Origin of the sequence: Staphylococcus pseudintermedius (assembly GCF_001792775.2) — a bacterium.
Lineage (GTDB): Bacteria > Bacillota > Bacilli > Staphylococcales > Staphylococcaceae > Staphylococcus > Staphylococcus pseudintermedius.
In genome coordinates, this window is record NZ_MLGE02000007.1 from 77,292 (window position 1) to 98,380 (window position 21,089).

Consider the following 21,089-nt stretch of genomic DNA (forward strand, 5'->3'; position numbering starts at 1 on the left):
AAGCGATTCCGTCTAATTTGTGAAATTTTCATTAAATGCATTTGAAAGAAATTTTGTACCTATTTTCATTTCAAACAGCTACATGAAATGAATTACATATTACATTCACAATTCATTAACACTCCACATTTCAGCAGTGCTATAATGAAGAAAAAGTAACTAATCGAGGGATGCGTCATGAAGTCTATCACGTTTTTAATGCACAATATTTTTGCTGTTGGCGGTACAGTTAAGACGATTACCAACCTTGCCAATCAATTGGTTCACCAAGGACATCAAGTCACGATTATTTCAATTTTCAAATCGAAGCAACAACCGTATTTCGAACTTGATTCCCGCGTCACAGTTAAGTCATTAGTTCATTATCAACTTGGCTTACGAAATCTCATCCCACTCGCAGCAAATCGCATTCGTAAGTTTACACCATTGTTAAAACCCAAATATTTAACACAATACGAGCCCGGTTTTCGTCAATATTCGAGTTATATTGAAAAAAAGATGATTCGCGCCATCCAAAATGACACGTCAGATATTTTTGTCGGTACGCGTGCCAGCCACAATCTTCTCATTGCACGATTTGCAAAAGGCCATCAATTAACTATCGGGATGGAGCATATGAACTTGGATGCACATCGCCAAGAGTTGAAAGAAGAGTTATTGACTTATTATCCACATCTCAATGCAATAACGACTTTAACTGAAGCTGATAAACAGCGCTATACACAATATTTAGATGCACCGATTTTTGTCGTTCCAAATATGATTGATGAAAAGCGCCATCATATTATGAAGAAAAACCAAATCATCGCAGCAGGTCGTTTTGAATATGAAAAAGGATTTGATCTCCTTATTCAAGCTGTTTATGAAATCCAAGAAGATTTGCGTGACTTTGGTTATACTGTATCAATTTTTGGAGATGGTAGTGAGAAAGAGGCATTACAACAACAGATTAACTTTTTACGATTACAAGACCTTGTCTTTTTACGACCAACGACACAACATCTCAGCACGTATATTGCAGAAAGTAAGATTACATGTATCCCCTCACGTAATGAAGGTTTCGGCATGACGATTTTAGAGGCGATGAACCAAGGCAGTATTGTCGTAAGTTTTGATGGCAATACTGGTCCGAAATCACTGATTCAACATAGCCGTAACGGTTTCTTAGTGCCGCATCTTCAAGCGTCAGCACTTGCCATGCAGCTCTTAGAAATTGTGGAATATGGACATTCAAAATATTTAAATCCTATCATTCAAAGTGGCTATCAAACAGTGGAACAGTATCAGCCTGAATCCATTTATAATCAGTTTAAAACAGCCATGGATCATGTAATTGCATCACAATCATCATGACTGATTGAAAATGAGGCTTGGAGAACTTAATGATCTCTCAGCCTCATTTTTATATGTATTAAGCGTAGAATTATTTGCCATTACCTCGTGAATCATACGTAATCAATGACGTATGAGGACAAATTCACTGCGCATTGCATCCCTCAAGTATTTCCCCATACCGCCACAAAAATTAAGTATTTGATTTTAGAAAGGAGCGGCTTATTATGTTTTTCCTTCTTCCAATTAGATGTACTCAACCTAGATTGTAAGCACCATGCAAGACTCCTGAGGCATTAGCTGAAACGGAAAATCCAATTCGGCTTCCATCACATGTACACTTAAATCAAGCCGAATTTTGTTGGAGTTTCAGCGCTTCAGAAAGCGTAGCACGGTTCAATCAAGGCGAGAATTTTTCAGCTATCTAAAAAAGGACGCAAAAAGGACTGACATAGCCAACAAAATCAGCCATATCAGTCCTTCAATCATTAACCTAAAATTAACGATAAAATAAACGTCCAAATACACCAGAATATCAATAAACCGACACTATATTTTAAAGTCATCTTCAACAACTCTGACTCTCTACCTACTTGTTTTACGGCTGCAGTCGCAATCGCAATAGATTGTGGAGAAATCAATTTCGCAATCGCACCCCCTGCAGTGTTAGCGCCAACAAGTAAGGCACCACTTGTACCGACTTGAGGGGCAACTGACGCTTGAATTGGTGCGAATAATGCGTTGTTATTCGTAACTGAACCTGTCATAAACACGCCAATCCAGCCGAGAATTGGTGATAAGAATGGGAAGGCTGCTCCAGTTTTTGAAATACCTTCACCCATCGCGCTTGTTAAACCACCATATGTTGTCACTTTCGCAATGGCTAAGATGAAACAAATTGTTAAAATCGGTAACCATAATTCTTTAAATGCTTCTACAAACAATGCACCGGCACGTTTGAAGTTGACTTTTGACGAAATTAAAACCGTAATAATACCGGCAATCAATAACGCTGTACCTGTTTGATTTAAAATGTTGAATGTTAACATAATCGGATGACCCGAAATATCATTCATTGTTCCTGGAATACCAAATTTAACATTCATAAATGATAATGCGCCATCTTCCAAAAAGAGGCCTTTAAATGCTTTTGAGCTCCAAATTAATACAAGAATTGTTAAAATAATGAATGGACTCCATGCAAATACGACTTCTTTGAAAGAATGATGTTTGACTTCCATCTTTTCTTCGCCAGCATTTAAACGGAAAATATTTTTCGGTTGGAATTTTTTAGAGAATAATGCTAATGCACCCATTGAAGCAAGTGGTGGAAGGATATCCACTAATTCAGGACCGAAAAATTGGTTAAAGAAGACTTGTAATACAACAAATGGCACGATTGTTACAATAATCGCCGGTAATGTTTCTTTAATCCCTTTAAATCCGTCGATAATAAAGACTAATAAGAAAGGTACAATGACACTTAAAATAGGTAAACTTAAGTTTGTCGCTTGAGCAACGTCTAATGCTGATACGTCACCTTTTAATGCTAATGTATCGATAACAGAAACTGGTAAACCAATAGCACCAAATGCACCTGCTGCACCGTTACCTACTAAACAAAGCATTGCAGCTTGTAATGGTTTAAATCCAAGTTGAATCAGTAATACCGCACAGATTGCGATTGGTACACCGAATCCAGCTACACCTTCTAAAAATGCGTTGAACGCAAAACCAATTAATAACAATTGAATACGTTGGTCTTCAGAAATTGTCGTGATACTATCTTGTACAATAGCAAACTGACCTGTCGCCACTGTCACTTTGTATAACCATACGGCCATCATAACGATAAAGCCAATTGGTAAAATACCTTGATAGAAACCTTCTAAAATACCACCAGAAGCAATGCCTACTGGTAATTTAAATACAACTAATGCAATCACAAGTGTGACGACGAGTGTTGTAATTGCTGCATAAATCCCTTTCATTTTAAACACTGTTAAACATAACAAGAATAAAATGATTGGAATACTTGCAACCAATGCAGAAATTGCAAGATTGTGAAATGGATCAAAATGCTCTACTAACATCTCTTTTCATCTACCTTCAATATTTATTTTTTATGCGTCAATCTCCATGAGGGGACATGTGATTGATTTCACATAAAATATACCACGTCAATACAATTAATTCAATAGCGCTTGTGAATAATTTCTCAATGCTTGTAGAATACTATTTATTCGTGTCACCAACATTTAAAAAGTGTATTTATTACCCTACAATGACGTTTATTTTAGATTATATAAGTTGTTTTTTCTAATTGCAATGATAGATTTCAATATCATAAAAATGTAAAGTTAAAAAATCCTCATTCATTTTATACTATATGTTTATTTTTCACTTTTCACTATCAAATCAAATCTCTAAATTCTAAAATTCTATCGCATTATTCATGAAGCGCAACAAACATGTCAGCTCATATGTTGAAAAAATAAAAAAAGGTTAAGCCGCTCATGTGCCTAACCCTTTTTGTTCAAAATTCATTATTGACGATACGCTGGGTCTACAATTTTCGCATGACCAGTCCCATCTACTGTCACGATTGTATATGTACCCGGCTGTGATTGGTTGATAAAACTAAACATGTAACTGTAACGGTTACCATCACCTTGTAATGCATAGTCATTATAAGGATTGTTTTGACCATTTAATCGATTTACTTCTGCTTGTGCACTGTCGAGTGATGTTTGGAAGTTCGGAAGATGTCTCAATGCTTGTTGACGGTCAACTTCTTGACGTACAATATTTTGAGCTACAGGTGTCACATTTTGTCCTTGATATGGGGCGACGTATTTCGGTTGTGATTGTGAAGATGATTGAGACGTTTGATTTTGACCATTTCCGTTGCCATTTGTCGCATTATTTTGCTGATCTTGTGTTGAAGATTGTCCTTGATCCGCCTGATTTTGATTTTGTTGTGACTCAGTTGTACTTTGCCCATCATTAGTACCTTGGTTGACGTCTGATGATGCAGCACCGTTGTCGTTAGATTGCGTATCTTTTGCTTTCTTGTCCTTCTCTTTGCTGTCTTTCGCTTTATTGTCTTTTTGCTTGTCTTGATCTGCTTTCTTATCTTTTTGTGTTGTTTGATCTTTGTTCGACGACTGATCTTTGTCCTTACCTTCGTCGTCAGAACATGCTACGAGCAATAACGGTACAATCATCAAGCTTGCCAATAATCTTTTCATGATGCTTCCTCCTCATTCAGTAAATGATATAGAAAAAACCTATCACTTTTTTATACACTTCACACTGAATACTAAACATTTCCGGCAAAATTTTCAAATAATTTTTATAAATCTTTCTCCATAATCCAATCTTCGTCGATATGTTTTCCCATCTTAAATGGGCGTACACCTGTTTTAACAAGCCCTTGTTTCAAATAAAAGTTAAGTGCCGGACGATTCTCTTCCCACACACCTAACCATAGCTTGGACTTTCCTAGTACATTTTTTACAAAGTCACATACAAAATCAAATAGCCATTGTCCCAATCCTTGCCCTTGATAATCAGGATACAAATAAATCCGTTGAAGTTCTGCATACTGTATCCCTTTTGCTACCGTTTGCGCCGCTCCAACATTCACTTTCACGTAACCGACTATTACATCATCGTTATATAAAAAGAAAAAGTGCATATCCAGATCTTCTAATTCGGCCGTTAACTTCTTTATAGACATCTCTTCCGCAAAGTAACTGTCAAATAATGCTTGTTCATAATCATTGCGATACGCCGCATAAAACGTATCTTTACTTATCTGTTGTAACGTGGCGACCTCCGTCACAGTTACCTTTCTTAATTCATATCCCAACGTCTTGCCTCCCCGCTTTTTCTTTTATTGTACACGAGACACTTCACTTCAACGAGCAAAAGCAATCTAATTGTCTTTCATGAGCGTTTTTGGTAAAGTGTGAACGAAAAAATTTGAGGAGGCACATGCATATGACAGAAACATTTAAAGCTTTTCGCGTGACTCATGATGAAGACACATTGTCTGCAGATTTCACTAAGCTTACGTTAGATGATTTGTCTGAAGGGGATGTCACAATTCGTGTACATTATTCAAGTATTAACTATAAAGATGTACTCGCTACAAAATCGAATAATAAAATCATTCGCAATTATCCGATTGTACCTGGCATAGATTTGGCTGGTGTCGTGATGGCTTCAGACCACCCGTCATTTAAAGAAGGCGACAAAGTCATTGCCACGGGTTATGACCTCGGTGTGAATCATGACGGTGGTTTTAGTGAAGTCGCACGTGTGAAAGGTGATTGGTTAGTTCATCTCCCTGAAGACTTAACGTTAGAAGAGGCAATGATTATTGGTACTGCAGGTTTTACAGCAGCGATTTCTATTCAATTGTTAGAAGACAATAAAATTACAAGTACTAATGGTCCGGTACTCGTCCGTGGTGCTACAGGTGGTGTCGGCGTAATGTCGGTCATGATGTTAAATGCAATTGGCTATAAAGTTATCGCAAGTTCTGGTCAAACTGAACATCATGCGCAATTAAAAGCGTTAGGTGCACGTACGGTTATTCCTAGAATTGATGAAGTGACTGACAAAGCACTCGCTTCAACAGAATGGCAGGCGGCGATTGATCCTGTCGGTGGTGAAACTTTAACTGAAGTGTTAAAACGTATTCAACGTCACGGTGCAGTTGCCGTTAGCGGTAATTTAAGTGGTGCTGAATTCACAAGTACAGTCTATCCATTTATTTTACGTGGTATCCGACTTTTAGGTGCAGATTCAGTCGCTTTTCCAATGCAACGTAGACAACATTTATGGCGACGTCTTTCTAAAGATTTAAAACCTGCAAAGTTGCATGACATTAAAACGGTGGTCCCTTTTAGTGAATTGAAAACGTATTTAGCAAAAGCAGAGAAACATGACTTTTTAGGTCGTATAGTGGTTGATTTACGTCCTGAAGCTTAAAAATATAACATGAGTTGCTTCAGAAATGTGATACCTGTCACACTTTTGAAGCAACATCGTCCAAAGTAATGGGAGTCTAACTTTGTCGTATCAAAGCATATGATTAATAGTTGACAAATATTTTGCAAAGACGAGTTATTTATGATTACAAAACTTTAAACTTGCAAAATTTTATAATTTACTATTACCATATGAAAGCGTATACTTGAATACAGAACAATATTGGAGGTTGCACAATGAAAATAAATAAAAAGATGATCTTCTTCATTGGTGCTTTAGGTGGTTTATTATACGGATATGACATGGGGGTTATTTCCGGTGCATTACTTTATTTAAAGGATGACATCCCACTTAATGCATATACTGAAGGGCTTGTTGTTTCATCCATGTTGGTCGGCGCGATTGTCGGTGCCGGGTTAAGTGGCCCATTATCTGAAAAATTAGGTCGCCGTCGTTTAGTCTTTATGATCTCTATCGTCTTTATTATTGGTGCATTAATTTTAGCGCTCGCACCAACGATGGAAATTTTAGTTTTAGGTCGTGTCATTATCGGTTTAGCTGTCGGCGGTTCTACTGCGATTGTTCCAGTTTATCTGTCTGAGCTTGCACCGACAGACGCACGTGGCTCATTAAGTTCACTCAACCAATTAATGATCACAATCGGTATTTTAGCATCATACCTTGTGAACTATGCATTTGCACCTATTGAAGGATGGCGTTGGATGCTTGGCTTAGCAGTAGTGCCTTCTGTTATTTTGATGATTGGTGTTATTTTCATGCCTGAAAGCCCACGTTGGTTACTTGAAAAACGTGGTGAAAAAGCAGCGCGTGACGTGATGAAATTAACTTACCCAGCTTCAGAAATCGATCATGAAATCGAAAATATGAAGAAAATCAATCAAATTGCTGATAACACTTGGACTGTTCTTAAATCGCCTTGGTTGTTGTCGACAATCATTATCGGAAGTGTTTTTGCATTACTCCAACAATTGATTGGGATTAATGCCATTATTTACTACGCACCTAAAATTTTCGCAACAGCAGGTTTTGGTGAATCAACCGCCATTTTAAGCACAGTTGGCATCGGTGTTGTAAATGTTCTTGTAACTATTTTCGCAATTTCAATTATCGACAAAATTGACCGAAAAAAATTACTTGTCATTGGTAACATTGGTATGGTGGCTTCATTACTGATCATGAGTGCATTAATTTGGCTTATCGGGGTCAATAGTGCCGCTTGGATTATTCTGCTTTGTTTAACAACATTCATTATTTTCTTCGGTGTGTCATGGGGCCCTGTATTATGGGTAATGTTACCAGAATTATTCCCAATGCGTGCGCGTGGTGCAGCAACAGGTATTGCAGCACTCGTACTTTCAATTGGTAGTTTACTCGTAGCACAATTCTTCCCAGTGCTCACAGATGTATTACAAGTTCAACAAGTCTTCTTAATCTTCGCAGTCATTGGTATCATCGCAATGATTTTCGTTATAAAATTCTTGCCTGAAACACGTGGTCGCAGTCTTGAACAAATCGAACAAGACTTGCGTGCACGTACGAATGCGAAAAATGTCGAATAGAATATAGTGATACAGTCAATAAGTATGAACCGTCATGCTTATTGGCTGTTTTTTATTGATTATATACCCTATCAACCACAATTCTGCTATGTATATATTTTTGACATTTACGGCACTTCAATTGATAATTATTCTCATTTATATGATAATAGAAAGCATCAAATTAACTTGAGGGAGCGTAAAAAAATGAAAGATGTAACAATTATCGGTGGTGGCCCGGCAGGTTTATATGCGAGTTTTTATGCAGGCCTTAGAGGGATGGACGTACGCATTGTAGATGTTCAACGCGAATTAGGTGGCAAAATGCAAATTTATCCCGAAAAAATCATTTGGGACATTGGCGGTGTTGCACCTCAATCCTGTTATGACATCTTAAAAAATATTATTCAACAAGGCCTTCATTTTAACCCTGAAGTTTTGCTCGAAACGAAAGTCACAAATATTATCAAACATGATGAACATCATTTTGAAATCATTACAGCTGACGGTCAGTCTTTAATGTCACGTGCAATCATTCTTGCGATAGGTGCGGGTATCATCAAACCGTTACCACTTAAAATTGAAGGTGCAGAACGATTTGAACTGACAAACTTACATTATGTCGTGCAACAATATCAAAAATTCAAAAATAAAGACGTTCTTATTTCAGGAGCAGGCAATTCTGCGTTAGATTGGGCACGTGATTTATCCGGTTATGCTAAAAGTGTGAAACTCGTTTATCGCAAAAAAGATATTTCTGGTCACGAAGCGATGCAAAACATTTTGGATTCATTAAATGTCCAAAAGTTTCCGAATAGCAAAATTGTACAATTGAAGAGTACTGCGGATGATGCGAACAAAATTAACGAAGTCGTCCTTGAAAATGGTGAAACGGGGGAAACAACCATCCATCGTGTAGATGAGGTTATTATTAGTCATGGCTTCGAACGTGAACTGACACTTTTAAACGATTCAGATGTTACAATTCAAACTGTGAACGACGATTATGTGTATGGTGAGAAAAACACATGTACTTCAGTGCCAGGGATTTATGCTTGTGGCGATATTGTCCAACATCCCGCAAAAGTACATTTAATCGCGAGTGCTTTCAGCGATGCGGCTCATGCGGCAAACAGTGCAAAACAATACATTGATCCTTCAGCACCAAAAGAAGGCTACGTATCGAGTCACAATGATGTCTTTAAAGAAGCCAATCGTCAATTTTTACCACACTAGATTGAAAGGAACGTTATGTCATGACAACTGAAGTAAAATATGAAATTCCGACCCCAGCCGACTATTGTGAACTACGTCGTATCACGGGGCTAAGTGCAAAATCAGAAGCTGCTGCCCGCGTTGGGTTGCCGAATGCGTGTTTTACAGTTACGATTTATGACGACCATCAACTGATCGGTATGGGACGTGTCATTGGAGACGGCGCCACCGCATTTCAAATTATCGATGTTGCAGTACGTCCGAAATACCAAGGTCAAGGTCACGGCAAAGTGATTATGCAACAGATAATGGATTACATAGAGTCCGTGCGTCAACCCGGTACATACGTCAGTCTTATCGCTGATTACCCTGCCGACCAACTTTATGCACAATTCGGTTTTATCTCAACAGAACCGCGTTCAGGTGGGATGTACCGCCACTATCCCGTTGAAAAGTAACATGTACAAAAAAAGCCACTCAGCACTGTGTCTAAATTTTAGATAGCGCACTGAATGGTTTTTGTTTTCATCGTTTTATTCAACGGGTGTTTCGTCTTTCACTTCATCTTTGGCAACAGCGCCATCTCGTGGTGACACTAGAATGGCTTGTCGTAATAAGAAAAATAACAGAATAAATCCAGCCGTTATCGTTACATGCCCAATACCGGCAAATCCTGCAAACGACGCTGGAATGGTACCACCTGAAATCTGCTTAAACCCTTTCATAAACTGCATTGACACTGTCGTCAACACACCAATATTGTAAATAATAAAATACCAGTTAAATAAATAGTAGCTGCTGATTTTGAATAATTTTTCTATCGGAATCAGTATTAAAAACATAAACATACCGAGCGTTAATAAGTGTGTATGCATGACACTCATTTGGGTAGAACCCGTAAATTCATAATGTACTGTTAATTCTCTGTAAGCAAACCCACTCAATAGTCCCAACACGGTATAAGTCATAAATGCATATAAAATACGTCTCATTGTTTTCACGCTCCATTGTTTTAATTCCGTTAATGCTCAAACTTGTTGTCATGAGTTAATGCAATACGGAAATTGACGTTCCCTTCTTTTTCAAACTAGTTGATGTATCATCCATAAAATCCTAATAAATGGAAGGCAAAAATGTTGAACCCTCATCTTCTATACTACTGATTATAGCGGTAAACATAGACATCATGTCAATAACAATTATTTGTCAGATTTCGTAAAGTTTCGTCGTTTAAACAATGCGACGAGCGCTACAATTAAAGCAGCAATACTGATCACCCATAACCATGGCGATACAGCTGTTGTTGTTGCCCCCGCTTCTCCACTATTCGTTGTTGCACCACCTGTTTTAAGTTCTGTCAATGGTGCAAGGTTTTCACTATCTTCGTCTTCTTGTGTCCACATCACCACCTGTGCATACGTTCACCCCTTTCAAATCAATACAGTATATACAAAATCAAAAATTTGTCATCTTTAAAAGATTATCAAAAGTTAAAGTGAACACAATCATTTTGTTTGTTTTTCAAATATTTGTCACTTAACATTATTCTTTTGACAGAACATTGTAACAATGACTATTTATTTTGATAGTTTTTAATGAAATTCCCTCATTTTTCTCAAGTTATATTTTGCTTTCACTTTTCAATTAAAAAGGCGTAGTGTCTGATCAAGATACAAACACTACACCTCATTCAATTCAAAACAAACTATACATTCACAACTTCTTCTTCAGTGGATACATCTTCATTTAAACCAACCATGGCTTCAGAAATATTACGTGAGTTATAACCGATACGCTCTAATACGGCAATAATATCTACATAGAGCAGGCCACCGTCAGTCGAACATTCACCACGATTCAAACGTTTAATATGACCTTTACGAAGTTGATGTTCAATGTTAAATGCTTCACGACTCCGCTCGACCACTTCATCCTTCTTCGTTGTATCGTATACATCCAATGTTTCAATGGCTTTCGTAAATGATTCATCTACAAAGCGATACAGTTTATCAATGCCACGCTCAGCATCTTCTGTTAAAGTAATCTCTTTCGCTTTTTTACGGTTCACTTGTTCAATATATGCTTCGATTAATTCGGATACTTTTAAAATGGAGCGATTTACATCAAACATGACAGCCAATCGTTCAACATCTTTTCGAGTAATATTTTTAGTCGAAATACGTACGAGATAATTACGTATACTATCACTAATCGTCACGACAGCTTGATGTTTTTGTTGCACATTTTTAATCATTTTTTTATCCATTTGAGACGGATGGTGCACATCATCAAGCATAGAGCGTACGATATTCCCAACATTTTGTAGCTCTTTTTGTGTCTCTTGTAACGCAACACCCGGTGCATGATACACTAAATCTTTGTTTAAATGTTGCGGTTTATAATCTTCTGTGACATCTTTACCTGGCACAATTTTCGTGACAATCCAAGCTAAAACACCAACAAATGGCAATTGAATTAATGTGTTCGTCACGTTAAAGGCGCCGTGTGCAAAGGCAATCGTCATCACTGGTTTTAAATGCCATGCGTCTTGAATTGTCGCTATCAGTGGGATGACGATAGGTAATAATAACGTAAAAATGATCACACCGATGACATTAAAAATGACATGAACAAATGCCGCTCGTTTTGCAGCTAGTGAGCCTGCCAAACTTGCTAATATTGCTGTAATGGTCGTTCCGATATTATCACCTAACAGGACCGGAATCGCACCTTGTAAAGTGATTAAATCTTGACTATAAAATTCTTGTAAAATCCCAATTGTCGCACTCGAACTTTGCACAAGCGCCGTTAAACCTATTCCAACTAAAATACCATAAATCGTATGTGAGGACATATCGAGCATCAACTGTCTAAAGCCTTCCAATTCAGCTAATGGTTTCACTGCACCTCCCATAAACTCAAGACCGAAAAAGAGTGATCCGAAACCAAATAAAACACGCCCAATATTATTAATTTTTGAACGTTTGAAAAAGAAGATAAGAAACGCACCTAATGCTAAAATCGGCATCGCATACTCCCCTAAATCAATACCGATAATAAACGCGGTCACCGTCGTCCCAATGTTGGCACCCATAATGACACCAATTGCTTGTTTCAATGTCATAAATCCAGCTGTGACCAAACCAATTGTGATGACCGTCGTACCTGTACTACTTTGAATTAATATTGTCACAATCATACCTGCTAACACACCAAGTACTGGGTTAGAGGTATATTTATTTAAAATGTTACGCAAACGATCTCCAGCAGAAGCTTGAAGACCATCCCCCATTATTTTTAAACCATACAGGAAGATACCCAAGCCACCTAAAAACGAAAAGATGACTTCAGTTACCGACATTTCCATTTTTCCACCTCAATATAAAGTTTGTAAAAAACACCAAAAAAAGACATGAAATAGGTTATTTTTCAATATCTTAGCCATACTATCCAAGTATGATTCACTCTGATTATCTCTTATCTTTGTAAATTTAATGTTAAGATTTCATGAAGATTCGATTTAAATTCATGATTTTCCTAAAAAGTAACTACAAATTTAACGTCACATTTCAAATTTTGTGTTATTTATGTCACATTAAACGCTTAACATTCACATTACAAAATTCACATTGGCATGTGTAGATCTACAGCATGGTTCACCTTCTCATAGATCCATGTGTGAACAATCCTTCAAATTTCATCAACATATCCATGACAGATGTAAAATTCTTTACTATAATGAAAAAGACTTTTCAGAAAAGGAAGTTTACTATGACTCAAAATAATGATTATGAACTGTTTCTTTTTTATTACGCTTATCAAACATTTACTAAAACAGCCGATGATCTCATCGCTGAATATGATATGAGTCGTCAACACCATCGCTTTCTCTTTTTTATTAACAAATTGCCAGGCATTACGACTAAAAAATTATTGGAGAATCTAGAAATTTCAAAACAAGGCTCACATGCGACACTCAAATTATTAAAAGCAAAAGGTTTAATTTATGATGAGCCTGATTTAACGGATCGTCGTTTAAAGCGACTTTATCCAACGTCAGAAGGTAAAGCACTTATCAAAAAGTTAAATCGCGCACAAAGTGATTTATTTAATCGAATTAAGTCTGAGTTTGGCGAAGATTGGTATGCGATTATGGAAGGTTTTGCCTCCTATAGACAAGGCTACAAAGACATCAGACATTTAAAACAAGATATAGAAGAAGGTGACGCAACATGATTCGTGCCTATCGTAATGACGCGGACCTCCGTGTAGTAGAAAGTGAAGACTGGGAACATGCACAATGGCTTAATGTCGTCAAACCGACTCAAGCTGAAATACAACGTCTCATTGATATGTATGCTTTTCCTCAAGATTTCCTTGAAGATGCTTTAGATAGCGAAGAAAGTTCACGTATTGAATATGATGACGATAGCGGCTATTCATTAATTATTAGTGACTTCCCTATTACAAAATCAGGCCAATACAAGCTTAAAAGTTTTACAACATTGCCGTTAGGTATCATTATCGGCAAAGATATTATTGTGACGGTTTGTGCAAAATCATTTCATTATTTTGATCACTTAATTCAAAAGCCGATTAACTTGAAGTATAAAAGTCAATTTGCCTTAAAAGTCATGTATGATATGGCAGCACAATATAATAGAAGTTTACGCTTACTCAATAAAGAGCGTCGTCAAGTGGAGTATAATTTACAACAGCGCGTAACGAACCAACGTTTATTTTTATTAAGTGAAATTGAAAAAAGTCTCGTTTACTTTTTAGGTTCATTAAAAACCAACTCCTCAACGATTCGTCATTTGTTCCGTTTGCCAGCAATTAAACGGTTTGATGATGATGAAGAATTGTTGGAAGACTTGAAAAATGAGCACCAACAAGCGGTAGAAACGACTGAGCTTTATTTACGTATTGTAGAAAGTATGTCGAATTCCTATGCGTCATTGCTTTCGAATCAGTTGAATACGACGATGAAGACGTTGACGATTTTTACAGTGTTGTTAACGTTGCCGACTTTGGTGTTTAGCTTTTTTGGGATGAATGTGCCATTGCCGATTGATACAGAAAGTGGCCTGTCGTGGTTGATTATTATTGTGCTTTCTGTGGTGCTTGTTGTTGTATTGTTTGTCTTTTTATGGCGGAATGATAAGCTTTGACGATAGGTTGGGTGCCGTTTGATGTATGAAATCACAAGGTTTTAGTTTGAGGTTTGGGCCATCCCTCGCATTTCTAGTCGGCTTGCCTCAACGAAATTTGGCTTAATTAAAATATTCATTTGATAGAAGCCAAATTGTGTTTTGGGAGTAGTACAGAAATCTTATGTACAACAAAGATGTCGTCGTACTGCCCTCCATATGGCTGACTAGACTTCTCAAAAGTGTTTAGATGGAGAAGTCAGACAGCTATTGCGTTAAACAGTAGAAATCTTATTTAATTGTTCATTTTATCCCATAGGCGTCTCGGATGGTTCTTACACCCTTGTATTCCAAGTACTTTTCACACTAACCTTTTAGCCAATATCAAAGCTTTTGTCATTACTATATGCCACAAATACCACTGTCTTTGGTTCTAAGTCGTTTCGCCCTATTTTGCAATCTCGTCAGTCAAGGCTTTTATTTTCATATTAGAATCGTTTTTCAATACGCTTTAAAATCATCATTCTCATAATAAACTCGTACTAACATGATAAAATTCACACGCTTAACTCATACAATTAACAGTGCTTTTCTTAGTTATCGTATTTTTTAATGATAGATGCGTATCCTCAATGATGTCAAAAGACTGGGACGCAATGCAGCTATCCCAGTCTTTCATATAATTAATATTTATCCTCTTAATTCTCACGTTTTGTTTTATTCTGCTAAGCCCTGATACTTTTTCTGTTTCGATAAGATTAATGTGATAACAAAGCTACCAATGAAGGCGATACACATGCCTATAATATAATGTGTCCATGAACCTGGTGCGATTGAAATGACACCTGGAATGCCCGCTGCTCCTAATGCCGTTGCTTTCACTTTAAAGAATGAAACATATGCTGAACCTAAAGCTGATCCTGTCATTGCTCCGATAAATGGATAACGCAACTTCAGATTGACCCCAAACATAGCGGGTTCCGTAATCCCTAACACTGCTGATACACCGGCTGCTGAAGCGACACCTTTCAATTTTTGATTTTGTTTAATTAAGAAAAATGCGGCCAATGCAGCGGCACCTTGCGCCATATTCGACATTGCAGCGATTGGGAAAATGAAAGAGCCACCCGTTTTTGCTGAATCTGCTATGAGTGCTGTTTCAATAGCAATAAAACTGTGGTGCATCCCTGTAATAACGATTGGTGCATAGAACAGTCCGAAGAGGAATCCACCAACAGCGCCCCCTGTTTCATAAAGCCATGTTAAGCCATCAGTAAGCCAAAAACCTGCTGTACGTGTCAATGGTCCTACAAATAAAAATGTCAAAAATGCGGTAATGAGTATAGCAAATAATGGTGTAAGTAAATTATCTAATACAGTCGGTACAACACGACGTAACCCTTTTTCCAACTGTGCTAAAATGTATGTCGCAACTAATGTAGGTAACACTTGTCCTTGGTAACCCACTTGCGCGATGGATAAACCTAATATGTGCCATTGCGGGATTGGATCACCATTTGTTAGTGCTTCTGGATATGCATAACCGTTCATTAGCGCAGGGTGAACCATAATTGCCCCCAATGCAGCACCTAAAAACGCATTGCCTCCAAAGCGTTTCGCCGCACTGAATCCAATTAAAATAGGTAACAACGCAAACGGTGCACTTGCAAAAATATTGATCATACTTGCAAATTCAGCAAAATGCGGATACATTTCGACAACAGATTGTGATTCACTAAAAATCCCTTTTGCTGTCAAAATATTGTTCAGTCCCATTAACAAACCGCCCGCAACAATTGCCGGAATAATTGGAACGAAGATGTCTGACAACATCTTCACAAAACGTTGTAACGGATGCCCCTTTTTCTTCTGTTTGTTATTCTCTTGATGGGTATGTTCGTCAGTATCACCTTTCATTAAAGTCTGCACCGCTTGAAATACTTTATTGACAGTACCTGAACCGATAATAATTTGATATTGATCACTTGTAGAAAATGTCCCTTTAACAACGTCTATTTGACTGAGTGTTTCCTCATCTACTTTGCCTTCATCTTTCAATGTGAGGCGTAAACGGGTTGCACAATGCGCCATTTCTTCAATATTTTCTTCTCCACCCACTGCTTTTAAAATCGTTGCTGCTTCTTTTTGATAGGCCATAACATCACTCCTTCAGTTGTCTTGCATACTTAAATACGTTTCAAAAACAATGCAAGGCTCCAAAATGACCTATTCAATGCTTTCGAAACTTTTTTGGAACCGGTACCAAAAACGATTATCTTCATTGTATTCGTTTTCAAATGGATAATCAATACCTATTCAAAATTCTTTGTCACTTCTGTTTAACGATGTAGCAATCAAGGGTGTCGCTTTGTTAAGAATATGTTATAGTGATGTTACTTCAAAACCTGTCAGCTATTGGTGTTACTTTCTCTCCCAAGTGTTTCATATTCTATTTTTGAGCTTTAAATTTTTCAAACACCTTTCATAGTACAACACCGTTTCTGAAATGTTTACCACGTTTTTTCACTGCGATATATCTTTTTTTAAAGAATATTGTTTTCTATACTCTTTTTAAAACCTTTAATATGTCATTATCTTTTCACTTTAAGTCTTTCTTTTCACAATATTGCAAATCATATTGTGGTCTAACAATCAATAATTCTATAATAATGTTGATTTATTAAGTCATTTCAATGCTGTTGAAAAATACTGAATTTGAGAGAGGTCCATTATGCAAGGCATCACTATTGAATTAATGAAACAGTACACATCTAGTGCATATCGTGTATTTAATCGTATCGAATTATTCGTTTCATTTGAAGGCGTCCTGACACTCGAGCTCAACGGTAAAAAGAGTCATTTTTATCATCAAGTTGCAATCATTAACCATAATGACATCGTTAAAGTTAAAGATGCACAAGCTGTTGCAAAAATCTCTATTCCATTACACTACTTCTCAGAATATCAGCCACATTATTTATTAGGCTTTTTCAATCAAGAAAAGTTATCATCTCACAATATAATCACCACACAAATAAAAAAAGTGATTACCGAAAATAACACGGACCAATATTTCGAATGCTTCAAACCGATTATCGAAATGTTAGTCAATGAATGTTTTATCGATACAGGGGCAGTTCATGTGCCACGGGTTCAAGTGAAAAGCATCTTATTTAATAACATCATGGATTATGTTCATCAAAGACCCCTTTCTCGATTATCTTTGCCAGAGTTAAGTGAGCACTTTTTTGTTACCGAATCATACATCTCAACATTGTTCAACAGATATTTAAATTATACGTTCAAAAAGTATTTTGTTTCACTGAAAATTGGCTTATCCATGTATCACTTACTGCACACGAATGAATCGATTAATCAGATTGCATTATACTATCAATTTAGTAGTTACAATCATTATTCTAAACAATTTAAACGTTTTATTGGCGTCAGTCCGATTGCGTTTCGAAAGCAACATCAAAAGCAAGTCATTCAAGTCGATATTCAACCGTTTGATGATCAATATTTTGAAGGTCATTTACTCGATGTTCTTGAAAAATTTAATGCAAACCAGCCGTTAAGCATTTATTTAAATCAATCCCAACAAACGCGCTGGCTACCATCTAAACGGTTACTCCTTGAAGTACAACATATGCGTGAAATGATGCAGATATTCCATCCAACTCCGCATGTGCAAACGTATCAAAAAGCGACTCCTATCACACTGTACTTCAACGCAACATCATGGGGGAATATCACGTTTGATAACTTGGATGAGGTCAAATGTTTAAGCCAGTTAGTGTACCACCATCAATATGGCATTGCTTATCGTATCTCATCTATGCAAAGTTATGAAAAATTTAAATTGCACTTTTTACAACCGTTATTACAAGTGCTACGTCAATCTGCTATTGATTTTGATATGTCACAGTTGTATTTCAATCTCGTATTAGATGATGCAACACTTTTAGCACGTGACATCAAATTCATCATTCAAGAGATGAAGACATTACTCGAAAGTTGCCAATTCACTTTACTCATTTACATACCGATGCCACAACGAACGTTACAACTTGATACAGATTTTGATTACTATATGGTGGATATGTCATTGGTGAACAGTACTGCGCAATCCACATCTTCATCATTACAACTGACACATCCTTTCCATCGCCAACTTAAAGATTGGCTAGAAGATTACAACTTGAATCAACGTCCTATTTTATTATCCGGTGTCAATGAATGGTTATATGCGCAAAAAGAAGAGAAAGTACACCCGAGAGAATGGTTGGAAATTTGGTTAAATATGCATCATACCGTCCAAGGTTTAACTTTACCGCTCATCTGTCATCAGCCAGAAATGCACGGTTATTTCGATAGACTGGGCCATCAAACCGCGCTACAACACGTATTTCATTTAATGCAACCTTTCAATCATTCGCATAGTGTCGTGGAACGTTCCTATGTCGTTCACGAATCGCGATTGGCCTATGATATATTGTTATTTCACCCGTATCAAGTCCAAAACGACCAAAAGGATTTGACGTATGAGCTATACGGTACTTTAGAGTTACATCAACATTTAGTGGCAGAATATACGTATCATCCAAAATACAGTAACATCGATGACATCCTTGCAAAAAACGCAGAAGGTTATTACTTACCTCCACAGTTTATCTCAACCATTCATGCAGCGAATCAATTGTTATTTCATGTTCAGCTCCATCATTTTGGTAAGTCACGTTATCAAACAACACTGCCTGTTGGCCACATCAAATTAATTCATATTACGAAAAGTCAAGCACAGCAACAATCAGATATATTGTAATCGTTTGCTGGTGAGCGTTTGAACGTCATCCAAAATAAGGGTTAGGACAAGGTGCATACCTCGTCTTAACCCTTACTTTTATCACTTATTCATCTTCAATATATTTATTTTGCGCGGCAATCATACCTGCACTAAATACAGCTACGACCATCATTAAAAACAACACAATAGCGACCGTCCAATTATTCAACAAATCATGTGCCATACCAAGTAGAAAAGGCCCTATCGCCGCGATCCAATAACCGACCGACTGACCAAAACCTGATAAAGCCATACTGCCGGCTGTTGTTTTTGAACGAATCGAAAACATCGTCATACATAAACTAAAGCATGCGCCAATGCCCATACCAGTTAAAATCATCGCCATAAGTAATATCCACGTATTGTTGAAAAACAGCAACATAAACCCTACACTCATCAGCGCTGCAACTATACTGATCAAACTTCTTTGTGTCGACATCTTTGCGGCAATAATCGGAAATGTAAACGTCATCGGTAATTGCGAAAATTGATTCAACATTAAAAAGTATCCCGCCATTTCCGGTTCAATGCCTTTACTCACTAATATTGACGGATACCAAGCGACGATACTATAAAACATCATAGATTGGAATGCCATCGTGAGTGCCACCGCCCATGCAATTTTCGAACAATAAATCGGCTTTCTCAATCCCTCATGTTGTTGTGAAGCTAAATAAGACGCTTGTTTCAGTTGAGGCAACCATATTACGAATGCTACCACTGCAAAAGCGACCCAAAACACGAGTGAAAAGCGATATGATAACGATGTAACAGTAGACAGTGGGTAACTTAATCCCCCACCCAACCCAGCTGTAAAGTTCATCGTCGCACTATAAATTCCTGTAATTAAACCAATTTGTGTCGGGAAAGCCCATTTCGCATAAGCCGGCAACGTGACATTGGCTAGTGCAATCGATACACCGAGTAACACTGTTCCGATGAAAAATGTTAGTATCCCTCCCAAAATTCGAATAAGCAGTGCGACCATCGTTAACATTAAAGTTAAAAATAAAAAGCGTGACATCGAAATTTTTGAAAGCATACGCGATACAAATGGCGATACCACACCAAAAATAATGAGTGGAATGGTCGTAATCAAACCTGCAATCCCATTGTTAATATGTAAATCTGTTTTAACTTGTTGGATGACTGGTCCTACGGCTGTGAGTGGCGCGCGTAACGTGGCCGCAATTAAAATAATACCGAAGACGAGTAGCCATTGATCTTGAATTTTTTGATGTCCATTGAACTCAGACATTGTTGTCCCTCCACCTCTTGCCTCATGGAAGCGATAATTTTTAATATAGATACTATACCACAACGCCATTCACGACTCGCGAAAAAATTGAAGATTCTCTACGTAATCTTTCGTACAAATTTTCATATACTTGTTCACTGTGCACATAATATAGACAACAAAGTCTATCGCTTAACATCGTATGTACATTAAATATTTTGCTTTTCGAAAGTATTTTCTTTCGATACAATAAGAAGTGACTTATTATGAAGTCGCAATTAAATTTTCCAAAGGAGACACATCAATGAAAGAAAAACAAACGATAGGTATCGTGTTGATTGTGGCGATGTTAGTCGCTACAGTAGGCGTAGTTGTGGCGATGATGCTTGCAGGACAAAAGGAAACTTATTACGGTTATATGAAAGATGACACGACTGCTGAAAAAGTGGTGAGTGAGTCTGAGAAAACCGTAGAAACAAATGTGAAGATTCCAACCGATGATGACTTCAGACCTGAGAAAGGTGATTTTGTGAAGCTTGTGGCGAAAAAAGATGAACCACATGTATATATTAAGAAAAAGATTGTGTCACATGATGATGTGCCACATGGGTTGATGATGAAAATTCACGACATGCATTAGTATGTTGACTTAAAGAATTGAGAAACATTTCTTATCTTCTCGTTCTAAATTGAAAGCGCATTATCTTATAGATTACAGAACGAAGCTTTATATTTATATATTCGCCTTA

General features: G+C 37.2%; 17 protein-coding genes. 9 read left to right on the top strand and 8 right to left on the bottom strand.

The genetic code is table 11. The annotated features are described in order from the left end of the window. Positions 1 to 177: 177 nt before the first annotated feature. Positions 178 to 1,353, top strand: coding sequence for a glycosyltransferase family 4 protein (locus BJK46_RS07100; RefSeq protein ID WP_103263458.1), 1,176 nt, complete (start codon positions 178 to 180; stop codon positions 1,351 to 1,353). 467 nt (positions 1,354 to 1,820) lie between these two features. On the opposite strand, the gene BJK46_RS07105 is transcribed toward BJK46_RS07100, so the two are convergent. The 3 genes from BJK46_RS07105 to BJK46_RS07115 form a co-directional block, all read right to left on the bottom strand. Next, on the bottom strand, positions 1,821 to 3,425 hold the full coding sequence (locus tag BJK46_RS07105; protein WP_014613086.1) for an L-lactate permease: 1,605 nt from the start codon (positions 3,423 to 3,425) through the stop codon (positions 1,821 to 1,823). Positions 3,426 to 3,878: 453 nt separating this feature from the next. Continuing rightward, positions 3,879 to 4,583 (bottom strand): hypothetical protein, encoded by a 705-nt coding sequence (locus BJK46_RS07110; protein ID WP_103263459.1) that lies wholly within the window; start codon positions 4,581 to 4,583, stop codon positions 3,879 to 3,881. Positions 4,584 to 4,687: 104 nt separating this feature from the next. Further along, the gene (locus tag BJK46_RS07115) at positions 4,688 to 5,206 is read right to left on the bottom strand and encodes a GNAT family N-acetyltransferase (RefSeq protein WP_103263460.1); all 519 of its coding nucleotides are present in this window, start codon (positions 5,204 to 5,206) and stop codon (positions 4,688 to 4,690) included. A 131-nt stretch (positions 5,207 to 5,337) separates the two neighbouring features. Here BJK46_RS07115 and BJK46_RS07120 point away from each other — a divergent pair, with 131 nt between their 5' ends. The 4 genes from BJK46_RS07120 (at position 5,338) to BJK46_RS07135 (ending at position 9,565) form a co-directional block, all read left to right on the top strand. Continuing rightward, a complete protein-coding gene (locus BJK46_RS07120; protein WP_015729589.1) occupies positions 5,338 to 6,333 on the top strand; it encodes an oxidoreductase in 996 nt (331 codons plus the stop codon). Positions 6,334 to 6,569: 236 nt separating this feature from the next. Continuing rightward, on the top strand, positions 6,570 to 7,913 hold the full coding sequence (glcP, locus tag BJK46_RS07125) for a glucose transporter GlcP (protein WP_014613082.1): 1,344 nt from the start codon (positions 6,570 to 6,572) through the stop codon (positions 7,911 to 7,913). A gap of 186 nt (positions 7,914 to 8,099) precedes the next feature. Beyond that, positions 8,100 to 9,128, top strand: a complete 1,029-nt coding sequence (locus BJK46_RS07130) for an NAD(P)/FAD-dependent oxidoreductase (RefSeq protein ID WP_015729590.1) — start codon at positions 8,100 to 8,102, stop codon at positions 9,126 to 9,128. Positions 9,129 to 9,148: 20 nt separating this feature from the next. Further along, positions 9,149 to 9,565, top strand: a complete 417-nt coding sequence (locus tag BJK46_RS07135; RefSeq protein WP_014613080.1) for a GNAT family N-acetyltransferase — start codon at positions 9,149 to 9,151, stop codon at positions 9,563 to 9,565. Between the two features lie 75 nt (positions 9,566 to 9,640). Here the strand turns inward: BJK46_RS07135 and BJK46_RS07140 are convergent, their stop codons facing one another. The 3 genes from BJK46_RS07140 to BJK46_RS07150 all read right to left on the bottom strand — a co-directional run bounded on the left by BJK46_RS07140 (position 9,641) and on the right by BJK46_RS07150 (position 12,468). Further along, complete coding sequence (locus BJK46_RS07140; RefSeq protein WP_014613078.1) at positions 9,641 to 10,099, bottom strand: DUF2871 domain-containing protein; 459 nt, start codon at positions 10,097 to 10,099, stop codon at positions 9,641 to 9,643. Positions 10,100 to 10,306: 207 nt separating this feature from the next. After that, positions 10,307 to 10,510 (bottom strand): hypothetical protein, encoded by a 204-nt coding sequence (locus BJK46_RS07145; RefSeq protein WP_014613077.1) that lies wholly within the window; start codon positions 10,508 to 10,510, stop codon positions 10,307 to 10,309. Positions 10,511 to 10,812: 302 nt separating this feature from the next. Then, positions 10,813 to 12,468, bottom strand: a complete 1,656-nt coding sequence (locus tag BJK46_RS07150; RefSeq protein WP_096533529.1) for a Na/Pi cotransporter family protein — start codon at positions 12,466 to 12,468, stop codon at positions 10,813 to 10,815. Positions 12,469 to 12,878: 410 nt separating this feature from the next. Between BJK46_RS07150 and BJK46_RS07155 the strand changes: the two genes are divergently transcribed. Further along, positions 12,879 to 13,343, top strand: coding sequence for a MarR family winged helix-turn-helix transcriptional regulator (locus BJK46_RS07155; protein ID WP_014613075.1), 465 nt, complete (start codon positions 12,879 to 12,881; stop codon positions 13,341 to 13,343). Continuing rightward, on the top strand, positions 13,340 to 14,278 hold the full coding sequence (locus BJK46_RS07160; protein ID WP_020219805.1) for a magnesium transporter CorA family protein: 939 nt from the start codon (positions 13,340 to 13,342) through the stop codon (positions 14,276 to 14,278). Before BJK46_RS07155 ends, BJK46_RS07160 begins: the two co-directional genes overlap by 4 nt. A 696-nt stretch (positions 14,279 to 14,974) precedes the next feature. Here BJK46_RS07160 and BJK46_RS07165 read toward each other — a convergent pair. Further along, positions 14,975 to 16,414 (bottom strand): sucrose-specific PTS transporter subunit IIBC, encoded by a 1,440-nt coding sequence (locus BJK46_RS07165; protein ID WP_065354033.1) that lies wholly within the window; start codon positions 16,412 to 16,414, stop codon positions 14,975 to 14,977. Between the two features lie 574 nt (positions 16,415 to 16,988). On the opposite strand from BJK46_RS07165, the gene BJK46_RS07170 reads away from it, so the two are divergent. Continuing rightward, entirely contained in the window at positions 16,989 to 19,082 is a 2,094-nt protein-coding gene (locus tag BJK46_RS07170; protein ID WP_014613072.1) for a helix-turn-helix domain-containing protein, read from the top strand. An 85-nt stretch (positions 19,083 to 19,167) separates the two neighbouring features. Here the strand turns inward: BJK46_RS07170 and BJK46_RS07175 are convergent, their stop codons facing one another. After that, complete coding sequence (locus BJK46_RS07175) at positions 19,168 to 20,361, bottom strand: CynX/NimT family MFS transporter (RefSeq protein ID WP_014613071.1); 1,194 nt, start codon at positions 20,359 to 20,361, stop codon at positions 19,168 to 19,170. A gap of 283 nt (positions 20,362 to 20,644) precedes the next feature. On the opposite strand from BJK46_RS07175, the gene BJK46_RS07180 reads away from it, so the two are divergent. Further along, the gene (locus BJK46_RS07180; RefSeq protein ID WP_103263461.1) at positions 20,645 to 20,980 is read left to right on the top strand and encodes a DUF4889 domain-containing protein; all 336 of its coding nucleotides are present in this window, start codon (positions 20,645 to 20,647) and stop codon (positions 20,978 to 20,980) included. Positions 20,981 to 21,089: the final 109 nt, after the last annotated feature.